10 protein-coding genes are annotated in these 10,569 nt (G+C 71.0%); 2 read left to right on the top strand and 8 right to left on the bottom strand.

What is annotated here, in order from left to right; translation table 11 throughout:
• From FV229_RS22270 to FV229_RS22250, 4 genes are all read right to left on the bottom strand, one after another.
• On the bottom strand, nucleotides 1-720 hold a 720-nt coding region (locus tag FV229_RS22270), incomplete at its 3' end, for a four-carbon acid sugar kinase family protein (RefSeq protein ID WP_147754053.1).
• Nucleotides 717-1,511: a 2-oxo-tetronate isomerase gene (otnI, locus tag FV229_RS22265; RefSeq protein ID WP_147754052.1), complete on the bottom strand. Its 795-nt coding sequence runs from the start codon at nucleotides 1,509-1,511 to the stop codon at nucleotides 717-719. The genes otnI and FV229_RS22270, both read right to left, overlap by 4 nt.
• Before the next feature lie 230 nt (nucleotides 1,512-1,741).
• Nucleotides 1,742-2,659 (bottom strand): L-threonate dehydrogenase, encoded by a 918-nt coding sequence (ltnD, locus tag FV229_RS22255; protein ID WP_147754051.1) that lies wholly within the window; start codon nucleotides 2,657-2,659, stop codon nucleotides 1,742-1,744.
• Between the two features lie 42 nt (nucleotides 2,660-2,701).
• Nucleotides 2,702-4,018: an MFS transporter gene (locus FV229_RS22250; RefSeq protein WP_147754050.1), complete on the bottom strand. Its 1,317-nt coding sequence runs from the start codon at nucleotides 4,016-4,018 to the stop codon at nucleotides 2,702-2,704.
• Nucleotides 4,019-4,186: 168 nt separating this feature from the next.
• Here FV229_RS22250 and FV229_RS22245 point away from each other — a divergent pair, with 168 nt between their 5' ends.
• The gene (locus FV229_RS22245) at nucleotides 4,187-5,194 is read left to right on the top strand and encodes a LacI family DNA-binding transcriptional regulator (RefSeq protein ID WP_147754049.1); all 1,008 of its coding nucleotides are present in this window, start codon (nucleotides 4,187-4,189) and stop codon (nucleotides 5,192-5,194) included.
• Between the two features lie 24 nt (nucleotides 5,195-5,218).
• Entirely contained in the window at nucleotides 5,219-5,893 is a 675-nt protein-coding gene (locus tag FV229_RS22240) for an aldolase (RefSeq protein ID WP_147754048.1), read from the top strand.
• A 62-nt stretch (nucleotides 5,894-5,955) separates the two neighbouring features.
• Here the strand turns inward: FV229_RS22240 and FV229_RS22235 are convergent, their stop codons facing one another.
• The 4 genes from FV229_RS22235 to FV229_RS22220 form a co-directional block, all read right to left on the bottom strand.
• Nucleotides 5,956-6,255, bottom strand: a complete 300-nt coding sequence (locus FV229_RS22235) for a GIY-YIG nuclease family protein (RefSeq protein ID WP_147754047.1) — start codon at nucleotides 6,253-6,255, stop codon at nucleotides 5,956-5,958.
• Between the two features lie 50 nt (nucleotides 6,256-6,305).
• A complete protein-coding gene (pdeM, locus tag FV229_RS22230; RefSeq protein ID WP_147754055.1) occupies nucleotides 6,306-7,019 on the bottom strand; it encodes a ligase-associated DNA damage response endonuclease PdeM in 714 nt (237 codons plus the stop codon).
• A gap of 32 nt (nucleotides 7,020-7,051) precedes the next feature.
• Complete coding sequence (locus FV229_RS22225; protein WP_187275246.1) at nucleotides 7,052-9,667, bottom strand: ligase-associated DNA damage response DEXH box helicase; 2,616 nt, start codon at nucleotides 9,665-9,667, stop codon at nucleotides 7,052-7,054.
• 41 nt (nucleotides 9,668-9,708) lie between these two features.
• The coding region (locus FV229_RS22220; protein WP_147754046.1) for an alpha/beta hydrolase at nucleotides 9,709-10,569 on the bottom strand (861 nt) is incomplete at its 5' end.

Here is a 10,569-nt window from a genome sequence, read left to right as displayed (position 1 = left end):
GGCGAGGCCGAGGCCGAGGCCCGAGGCGCCGCAGGAGACCCGGTGCCCGAGGGCGGCGCGGCCCAGGATCTCGAGGTCTGACTCGAAGATCGCGTCGGCGATCGCCGCGCCGTGGCCGTCCGCCGCCAGGGCGTCGAGGCGGGCGGCGACGGCCTCAGGCCCCTTTGCCACGGTGGCGATGTCGACGAGCCCGACCGTGCCGGCGCTCTGGCGGGCGAGCACCCGCACGAGATTCGAATCGCGCATCGGGTTGAGCGGATGGTCCTTCAGCGGGCTCTCGGCCAGCAGGGTCGCGCCGACGAAGAGGTGGCCCTGGCAGACGCTGCGCCCGGTCTCGGGGAAGGCGGGCGTGACCAGCGCGATCGGCTCGGCCGCATCCGCCCGAAGGGCGTCGAGCACCGGGCCGATGTTGCCGGCGTCGGTCGAGTCGAACGTCGAGCAGACCTTGAACAGCACGTGGTTCGCGCCGCGGCGGCGGAGCCAGGCGTCGGCCTCGCGCGAGCGCGACACCGCCTCGCCCGGCGCGACGGACCGGCTCTTGAGCGCCACCACCACGGCGTCGACCTCCGGCAGGACGAGGTCGTCGGCCGGCACGCCGATGGTCTGCACCGTGCGCAGGCCCGCCTTGGTCAGGGTGTTGGCGAGGTCGGAGGCGCCGGTATAGTCGTCGGCGACGCAGCCGAGGGCGAGGGCTCGGGAAGGAGACTGCGAAGCGCTCATCGGGCGTTTCCCCGCTGGCCGGCGCGATAGGGCGCGAACCAGCTTAAGCCCTCGACGGTGCCGGCGGCCGGGTTGTACTCGCAGCCGACGAACCCGTCGTAGCCGAGCCGGTCGAGCTCCGCGAACAGGAAGGCGTCGTCGATCTCGCCGGTGCCGGGCTCGTGGCGCGCCGGCACCGAGGCGGTCTGCACGTGCCCGACGATCGGCATCAGCTCGCGCAGGCGCATCGTGACGTCGCCGTGCATGATCTGGCAGTGATACAGGTCGAATTGCAGCTTCAGGTTCGGCAACCCGAGGTCGCGGATCAGCGCCGCCGCCGCCCCGAAGTCGTTCAGGAAGTAGCCCGGCATGTTGCGGCCGTTGATCGGCTCCAGCACCAAATCCCGTCCGGTGCTGCCGACGGCCTCCGCCGCCCAGGCGACGGCGCGGCGGTAGGCGTCGCGCGCGGTCGAATCGTTCGGGTCGGCCAAGCCCGCCATCAGGTGGAGGCGCCCGACGCCGGTGGCCTCGGCGTAGCGGAGCGCTGTGGCGACGCCTTGCTTCAGCTCGTCGAAGCGCTCGGGCAGGGCCGCGAGCCCGCGCTCGCCGGCCTCGAAGTCGCCCGGCGGCAGGTTGAACAGCGCCTGGGTCAGGCCGTGGCGCGCGAGCTGCTCGGCGATCGCGTCGGCCGGATGCGCGTAGGGGAACAGGAACTCGACGGCCCCGAAACCCTGGTCCGCGGCCGCGGCGAAGCGGTCGAGGAAGGGCAGCTCGGTGAACATCAAGGTGAGGTTGGCGGCAAAGCGCGGCATGGTTTCGAACTCTTTCTGCGCCGGTCTCGACGCCGGTTCGCGTCGAGACCGAGCGTTAGATCCCCGGTCGTCCCACCCTTGCCCCTCATCCTGAGGTGCCGGAGCGAAGCGGAGGCCTCGAAGGAGCCCTCCAGGGATGACGGCGGGTTCTGGAGGGCTCCTTCGAGGCCCGCCGAGGCGGGCACCTCAGGATGAGGTGGTGGATCGAACGATCGAACGCCGACGGATGCTCAGCTCTTCGCCGCCGGCAGGGTCGCGCCCGAGACCTGGGCGTAGAGCCGCGCGACGGAGGAATCGTCGTCGCGCCCCATGCCCGAGCCCGAGGCCATCAGGAACATCTGCAGGGCGGCGGCCGCCACCGGTACGGGGTACTTCTCGACGCGGGCCATGTCCTGCACGATGCCGAGGTCCTTGACGAAGATGTCGACCGCGCTCTTCGGGCCGTAGTCGCCGTCGAGCACGTGAGGCATCCGGTTCTCGAACATCCACGAATTGCCGGCCGACTTGGTGATGACCTCGTAGACGCGCGCGAGGTCGAGGCCCTGCTTGGCGGCGAAGCTCATCGCCTCGCACGCCGCGGCGATGTGCACGCCGGCCAGCAGCTGGTTGATCATCTTGAACGCCGCGCCCTGCCCGGCCGCGTCGCCGAGCTCGTAGAGCGTGCCGGCCATCGCATCGAGGGCGGGACGGGCCGCATCGAAGGCGGCTTGCGTGCCCGAGGCCAGGAAGGTCAGCGCCCCGTCTGCGGCGCGCGCCGCGCCCCCGCTCATCGGCGCGTCGAGGTAGTGGCGGCCGCTCGCCTCGAGGCGGGCGGCGAGGCGCCGGGCGACCGCCGGGTCCATGGTCGCGGAGGAGACGAACACCGCGCCCTCCGGCATCGCCGCCGCGGCGCCGTCCTCGCCGAACAGCACGGCCTCGGTCTGGGCGGCGTTGACGACGACGCAGATGACCACGCCCGCCCCCTCGGCCGCCTCCGCCGGGCTCGCCACGCCGCGCCCGCCGGCCGCCGAGAAGCGGGCGACGGCCTCGGGGTTCACGTCGCAGGCCGCGACCATGAAGCCGGCGCGCAGCAGCGAGGCCGCCATGCCGAAGCCCATCGAGCCGAGCCCGATCACCGCGGCGTGGCGGGCGGAGGAGGTTGCTGTCATCGTGGATGTCCGGTTGGGGCCTTGGGCGGCGGGTGCCGGGGTCTAGCGGTTTACCAGGCCCTTGGGCGTCACGAAGGTCGCGATCGAACCGAGTACCAGCATCGCGGCGAGGGCGTACATGCCGGTGGCGGTGTTGCCGCTGTAGTCCTTCAGGGCGCCGATCACGTAGGGGCTGGCGAAGCCCGCGAGGTTGCCGACCGAGTTGATCAGCGCGATGCCGGCGGCGGCGCCCGCACCCGAGAGGAAGGCGGTGGGCAGCGACCAGAACAGCGGCGCGCAGGTGAGCACCCCGCCGGCCGCCACCGAGAGCGCCATGATCGCGATCGTGGTGCTGCCGGCGGTGGCCGCGACGACGAAGCCGACGGCGCCGCAGAGCGCCGGCACGATCAAGTGCCAGCGCCGCTCGCGCATCCGGTCGGCGCTGCGCCCGAGCAGGATCATCACGAACACCGCGAACAGGAACGGGATCGCGCTGATGAGGCCGATGTTGAGGTTGCCCTGCACGCCGGTGGATTTCACCAGGGTCGGCATCCAGAAGGTCAGGCCGTACTGGCCGGTGACGAAGCAGAAGTAGATGAAGCTCATGAACCAGACGCGGCCGTTCTTGAACACGGTCGCGATCGAGTGCGGGCTCGTCTCCTTGCCGACGTTGTCGGCGGCGATGTCGCGCTCGATCACCGCCTTCTCGGCGTCGTTCAGCCACTTGGCCTCGGAGGCGCGGTTGTCGAGGTAGAAGAACACCGCGACGCCGACCAGCACCGCCGGCACCGCCTCGATCACGAACATCCACTGCCAGCCGGCCAGGCCGTGTGCGCCGTTGAAAGCGTCCATGATCCAGCCCGAGAGCGGGTTGCCGAAGATGCCCGAGACGGGGATCGCCGCCATGAACACGGCGATGACCTTGGCGCGGCGATGGGCCGGGAACCAGGCCGTCGTGTAGAGGATCACGCCCGGATAGAAGCCGGCCTCGGCGAGGCCGAGCAGGAAGCGCATGATGTAGAAGGTGGTCGCCGAGTTCACGAACAGGAACGCGCCCGAGATGATCCCCCAGGTGACCATGATCCGGGCGATCCAGATCCGTGCGCCGACCTTGTGGAGGATCACGTTCGAGGGCACCTCGAACAGGAAGTATCCGATGAAGAACACGCCCGCGCCGAAGCCGTAGACCGTCTCGCTGAAGCCGAGGTCCTGGGACATCTGCAGCTTGGCGAAGCCGACGTTCACCCGGTCGAGGTAGGCGACGACGTAGCAGAGCATCAGGAACGGCACGAGGCGCCAGAACACCTTCGTATAGGTCTGCTCGACCAAGTCCTTCGACGGCACGGCGCTGCCCGGCAGCACGGCGGCTGGTGAACTCATGGCGTCCTCCAAGGCCGACGTCTTGGCGCGTCGGCGTCATGATTGATTCTGCGCCGTGATGCGGCGCTTGGATTCTGCCTAAAGTATTTTGGCAGCGCTGCCAATCGAGTTGCGGGTGACAGCGATGCTCGATATGTCGCTTCTGATCTCGCCGCGCGAAGGGCCACCATGAACCTGCATCGGCGCCTCGTGACGCTGGCGGACGTCGCCCGGGAATCGGGGTTCGGCGAGAGCACCGTCTCGCGGGTGCTGCGCAACCAGGGCTCGTTCGCGAAGCGCACCGCCGACCGCGTGGCCGAGGCGGTGGCCAAGCTCGGCTACGTGCCGAACCGCCTGGCCGGGTCGCTGGCCGGCAACGCGGCGTCGGCCGGCTCGCAGCTCGTCGGCATCGTGATCCCGTCGCTCGCCAACATCGTCTTCCCCGACCTGCTGCGCGGGCTGACGGGGGCGCTCGACCGCACCGGCTTCCAGAGCGTGATCGGCGTCTCCGACTACGATCCCGACCGCGAGGAGGCGCTGGTCGCCGCCCTGCTGTCGTGGCGCCCGGCCGGGCTCGTCCTCACCGGTCTGGAGCATAATCCCGACACCGTGGCGCTGCTGCGCGCCGCCGGCATCCGCGTCGTCGAGATGATCGACACGGACGGGCCGGGCCTCGACCTCGTCGTCGGCTTCTCCAACCGGGCGGTCGGCGAGGCCAGCGCCGCGCACCTGCTGGCGCGGGGCTACCGCCGCATCGGCTATGTCGGCCACGACATCCTTCGCGACCTCCGGGCGGGCAAGCGGCTCGCGGGGTTCGAGGCGGCCCTGCAAGGCACGGGGCACGGACTGATCGACCGCGAGATCGTGGCCGAACCGTCCTCCGCTACGGCGGGGCGGGCGGCGCTCGACCGGCTGCTCGACCGCACGCCGGACCTCGACGCCGTGTACTTCTCCAACGACGACATGGCGCTCGGCGGCTACTTCTGCTGCCTGGCGCGCGGGTGGTCGATCCCGCACCGGCTCGCGCTGTTCGGCTACAACGGCCTCGACATCACCGCGGCGATGCCGCAGCCGCTCTCGACGATCCGCACGCCGCGGCTGCGGATCGGCGAAGTCGCCGCCGAGCGCCTGGCGGCGGGCGGACCGGCCGAGACGATCGACCTCGGCTTCGCGCTGGTGGCGGGCGCGACCGCATGAGGGATCGGGCATGAGGGATCGGGCATGAGCGAGTCGAAGCAGCGCGAGGACATCTGCCGCTACGGGCGCTCGCTGTTCGAGCGCGGCCTGACGCCCGGCTCCTCGGGCAACATCTCCCTGCGCCTGCCCGACGGCGGCTGGCTGGTGACGCCGACCAACGCCTCGCTCGGCTTCCTCGACCCGGCCCGGATCTCGCGCCTCGACGCCGCGGGTCGGGTGGTCTCCGGCGACAAGCCGACCAAGGAGATCCCGCTGCACACCGCGCTCTACGAGAGCCGCGCCGAGGCTCGCGCCATCGTCCACCTGCACTCGACCCACGCGGTGGCGGTGTCGATGCTGCCCGAGATCGACCCGAAGGCGGTGCTGCCGCCGCTGACGCCGTACTACCTGATGCGCACCGGCGGCACGGCCCTCGTGCCGTACTACCGCCCCGGCGATCCCGCGGTGGCCGATGCGATCCGGGGTCTGGCGGGGAAGTACGCCTCCGTGCTGCTCGCCAACCACGGCCCGGTGGTGGCCGGCGAGAGCCTGGAGGCCGCCGTCTTCGCCACCGAGGAGCTGGAGGAGACGGCCAAGCTCTACCTGCTCCTGCGCAACCTCAATCCGCGCCAGCTCAGCCCGGCCCAGGTCGCCGACCTGGTCTCGCATTTCGGGCTGACGCTGCCGGAGCATGATGGGCACGCGCACGGCTGTTCATGATTTTCACGCCATCCCCGCCATTCCGGCTCCGCTGCGCGGCCCCGGAATGGCGGGGTGGTGTTTCAAAGCCCCGTCCAGCCCGTAAGCGTCGGATAGAGCTCCGACCATTCGGGATTGAAGTCCTCGATGAGTCGGACCTTCCAGTCGCGCCGCCACTTCTTGAGCGCCTTCTCGCGGTCGATCGCGTCGACGATCCGATCGTAGAATTCGTACCAAACGAGGCGATTCACGTCGTAGGTCGCAGTGAACCCGCGATATCTCTTCGTCCTGTGCTCATGAACACGACGCGCAAGGTCGTTTGTCACGCCCAGGTAGAGGGTGCCATGCCGACGGCTGGCAAGCAGGTATACGGCACTCGGCAGGTCCGACGACGGTATCGGTTTCGATGCTCAAGAGCAGTATCGCGAACATCTCAATCCTTCGAGAGCATCCCGCGCCCGATGGAGAACACCCGCCCGTCGCCCAGCAAGTGCGCGGTGAAGTCCTTGGAAAACAGCGGCTCGAACGCCGCGTCGCGGACGTTGAGGCCGCCGGCGTAGGCGCCGAAGGCCGGCATCACCAGGCGGGTTCCGTCGGTGACGAAGCAGCGGCGGCGCACCGCCCGGCCGCGCATCGCGACCTTGCCGCAGGGATGCAGGTGGCCGGCGACCTCGCCGGGCGCCGCGCCCGGGGTCGGCTCGTGGCGCAGCGTCAGGCCGCCGAGCCGCAGCACGTCGGCGTAGCGCCCGCCGACGCCCTCGCTCACCGCGGCGTCGTGGTTGCCGGCGATCCAGACCCAGTCGCGGCCCTGCTGCAGCGCCGCGACCATCGCCCGGTCGCCCGGCTCCATCCGCTCCGGCCCGCGCGCGTCGTGGAAGCTGTCCCCCAAGGCCACGATGCAGGCCGGGTCGAAGCGGGCCACGGCCTCGTGCAGGCAGGCCAGGGTCTCGCGGGTGTCGTAGGGCGGCAAGAACTGGCCGGTGCGGGCCGCATACGCCGAGCCCTTCTCCAGGTGGAGATCGGACACGATCAGGGTGCGGTGCGCGGGCGCCCACAGGCCGCCGCACAAATCGAGGGTGAGAACCTCGCCGGCGAGCGTCAGGCCGGGGGATTTTTGAGTCTTCTCGAGTCTCAGGCCGAGCGCCAAGATGGTGTCCTCGTCGGTGGGGAAGGGGGCCGTCACCCCAGCGCCTCTTCGAGAAGCTGGGCCTCGGCCTCGGCCAGGATCTCGTCGGCGCCCTCGCCGTAGACCCGTTCCCGCCCGATCTCCAGCATCACGGAGACCGAAAGCGGCGAGACGCGGTCGAGGGCCTTGTGGGTGATTCGCCCCTGGATGCGCTCCAACATCATGCCGAGCCGCCTCACGTCGAGGAGTCCGGTTGCCGCATCCTGGCGCGCGGCGCGCATCAGCAGGTGGTCGGGCTGGTGCTTGCGCAGCACGTCGTAGATCAGGTCGGTGGAGATCGTCACCTGCCGCCCGGTCTTCTTCAGCCCGGGATGGCGGCGCTCGATCAGCCCGGCGATGACCGCGCATTGGCGGAAGGTGCGCTTCATCATCGACGATTCGTCGAGCCAGGCTTCGAGGTCGTCGCCGAGCATGTCCTGCGCGAACAGGTCTTCGAGGAAGCGGGGCTCCAGCGCGATCCGCTCGGAGAGGTCGCGGGTCATGAAGATCGCGATGCCGTAATCGTTGGCGGCGAATCCCAGCGGCCGCAGGCGGGCGCGCTCCAGCCGCCGCGTCAGCAGCATGCCGAGCGTCTGGTGCGCGAGCCGGCCCTCGAACGGGAAGGCCGTGAGGTAGTGGCGCCCCGCCCGCGGGAAGGTCTCGACCAGGAGGTCGCGCTCGCCCGGCAGCAGCGACCGGCTGCGCTGGAGCAGCAGGTAGTCGGCGACCTGCCGCGGCAGCCGGTCCCATTCGAACGGGTCGGCGATGATCGCGCGCACGCGCGCAGCGAGGTAGGTCGAGAGCGGGAACTTCGAGCCGGCATAGGAGGGGATCGCCGGGTCGGTGCCGGGCCCGGCGCGGGTGGCCATCGCCTCGTCCTCGGCCAAGCCCTCGAAACGGAGCACCTCGCCGGCGAACAGGAAGGTGTCGCCCGGCGTCAGGGTGTCGGCGAAATCCTCCTCGATCTCGCCGAGCACCCGGCCGGTCTTCGGCAGCACCGTGCCGGGCTTGCCGCGCAGCGAGCGGGCGAGCCGGACCTTCACCTTCGCCGCCTCGACGATGGTGCCGACGTTCATCCGGTAAGCTTGCGCGACGCGCGCGTCGCGCACCCGCCACAAGCCGTCCGGCCCGCGCAGGATCTTGGCGAAGCGCTCGTAGGCGCGCAGCGCGTAGCCGCCGGTGGCGACGTAGTCGACGACCGCCTCGAAATCCTCCCAGGACAGGGTCGCGTAGGGGGCGGCCGAGATCACCTCGTCGTAGAGCGCCAACGGGTCGAACGCGTCGGCGCAGGCCATGCCGAGCACATGCTGGGCGAGCACGTCCGGCGCGCCGAGGCGGGCGTCGGGCGTGTCCTGCGCCGCCTCCTCGACGGCATCGAGCGCCGCCCGGCATTCGAGGATCTCGAAGCGGTTGCCGGGGACGAGGTAGGCCTTCGACGGCTCGTCCATGCGGTGGTTGGCGCGCCCGATCCGCTGCATGATCCGGCTCGCGCCCTTCGGCGCGCCGACGTTGATCACGAGGTCGACGTCGCCCCAGTCGATGCCGAGGTCGAGCGTCGCGGTGCAGACGATGGCGCGAAGCGAGCCCGCCGCCATCGCCGCCTCGACGCGGCGGCGCTGGGTGGCGTCGAGCGAGCCGTGGTGGAGGGCGATCGGCAGCACGTCGTCGTTGAGGCGCCACAGCTCCTGGAAGGTGTACTCCGCCTGGAGACGGGTGTTGACGAAGACAAGCACCGTGCGGTGCGCCCGGATCAGGTCGTAGATCGCCGGCATGGAATGCCAGGCCGTGTGCCCGGCGAGCGGCAGGGTCTTGCCGATGTCGAGCAGGTGCAGGTTCGGCGCGGCCCCGCCGCGCACGACGACGAGGTCGGCCATGGGGCTCGATGCGTTCCCTCTCCCAGGGGGCAAGGGTTGGGGTGAGGGGCGTGCCGTATCCGGAGGGGCCACGCCCCTCATCCTGTCCTTCTCACCCTGGGAGAAGGGACCTGCGCCGTCACCGGTATCCGGGTCCGATTCGGAGAGCGCGCTCTGCGGCACGAGATACTGCCGCAGCGCGTCCGGCTCGCGCACCGTCGCCGACAGGCCGATCGCGGCGAGGCCGGGGCTGAGCCGGTGCAGGCGGGCCAGCGCGAGCGACAGCAGGTCGCCGCGCTTCGAGGTGACCAGGGCGTGGAGCTCGTCCAGCACCACGCAGCGCAGCTGGGAGAAGAAGTCCGCCGCCTCGCGGTGCGCGATGAGGAGGGCGAGCTGCTCCGGCGTGGTGAGCAGGATGTCCGGCGGGCGCTCGATCTGGCGGGTGCGCTTGTGCGCCGGGGTGTCGCCGGTGCGGGTCTCGATCCGCAGCGACAGGCCGATGCCCTCCACCGGTGCCTCGAGGTTGCGCGCGATGTCGACCGCAAGCGCCTTCAGCGGCGAGATGTAGAGCGTGTGGAGTTTTCGCTCGGACGGCTTCGCCCGGCTCTGCGACAGGGCGACGAGGCTCGGCAGGAAGCCGGCGAGCGTCTTGCCGGCGCCGGTCGGGGCCACGAGCAGCGCCGAGCGCCCGGCGCCCGCGATGCGCAGCAACTCGAGCTGGTGCGGCCGCGGCGTCCAGCCCCGCGCGGAAAACCACGCGGCGAAGGCCGGCGGCAGGACGCCCGGGTCGGCCGTTTTCCCAGGCCCCTTGCGCCCGCTCAGGCGAGCGCCATCAGGAAGCGGTCGATCAGCTCCAGCGCCCGCTCGGACATCGCGCCGGGATAGCGGATGAAGACGTGGCAGCCACCGGCATAGACCGACGTGTGGCCGCCGTTGCCGGCCGCGGCCCAGCGGCCGGACATGTAGAGCGTGTCGTCGAGCAGCGGGTCGCAGGTGCCGACCGTGAATAGCGCCGGCGGCAGGCCCTTGAGGTCGGCGTAGATCGGCGAGACGTCCGGCCGGCGCCGGTCGATGCCGTCGCGGACGTAGCCGTTGGCGAAGGCGGTCAGGTCGGTGGTGTTGCAGACGAGGCGCTCGTCGCCCCAGTTGCGCACCGACGGGGTCAGCCCGAGGTCGAAGAAGCCGGCGTTGAGGTTCGCGCCGCGGAACGCGCGCGGCAGCGCGTGCCGGTCGCGCAGGCGCAGCAGCACCATCACCGCGAGGTGCGCGCCGACCGATTCGCCGCCGATCGTCAGCGCCGTGACGCCGAACTCGGCCTTGCCCGGCCCAGCGAGCCAGAGCGCGGCCGCCTCGCAATCGAGGAGGGCGGCCGGATAGGGATGCTCGGGGGCGAGGCGGTAATCGACCGAGAGGCAGATGAAGCCGCAGGTGTCGGCGATCCGCTCCAGCCACGGGTCCTGCTCGTCGGCCGAGCCCCAGACCCAGCCGCCGCGATGGATGTGCAGGTAGGCCCCGCGCAGCTTCACGCCGGCCCGCGGGCGGATCACCCGCAGGTCGAGAGGGCCGCCGGGACCCTCGATCGTCATCGTCTCGGCGCGGGTGCTGCGCGGCATCGCCGGCGAGGCGGGCGTCAAGGCGCTGACCATCGGCCGCGAATCCGTCGCCGCCCACCTCCCGCT

The sequence above is a fragment of the Methylobacterium sp. WL120 genome (genome assembly GCF_008039465.1).
GTDB lineage: Bacteria > Pseudomonadota > Alphaproteobacteria > Rhizobiales > Beijerinckiaceae > Methylobacterium > Methylobacterium cerastii.
The sequence above is the reverse complement of the archived record's forward strand: the minus strand, read 5'-3'. Positions and strand labels throughout refer to the sequence as shown.

What these genes read in the sequence shown, in the direction of transcription:
- otnI (WP_147754052.1), bottom strand. Translation starts at nt 1,511, where the DNA reads ATGCCGCGCTTTGCCGCCAACCTCACCTTGATGTTCACCGAGCTGCCC.
- ltnD (WP_147754051.1), bottom strand. Translation starts at nt 2,659, where the DNA reads ATGACAGCAACCTCCTCCGCCCGCCACGCCGCGGTGATCGGGCTCGGC.
- FV229_RS22250 (WP_147754050.1), bottom strand. Translation starts at nt 4,018, where the DNA reads ATGAGTTCACCAGCCGCCGTGCTGCCGGGCAGCGCCGTGCCGTCGAAG.
- FV229_RS22245 (WP_147754049.1), top strand. Translation starts at nt 4,187, where the DNA reads ATGAACCTGCATCGGCGCCTCGTGACGCTGGCGGACGTCGCCCGGGAA.
- FV229_RS22240 (WP_147754048.1), top strand. Translation starts at nt 5,219, where the DNA reads ATGAGCGAGTCGAAGCAGCGCGAGGACATCTGCCGCTACGGGCGCTCG.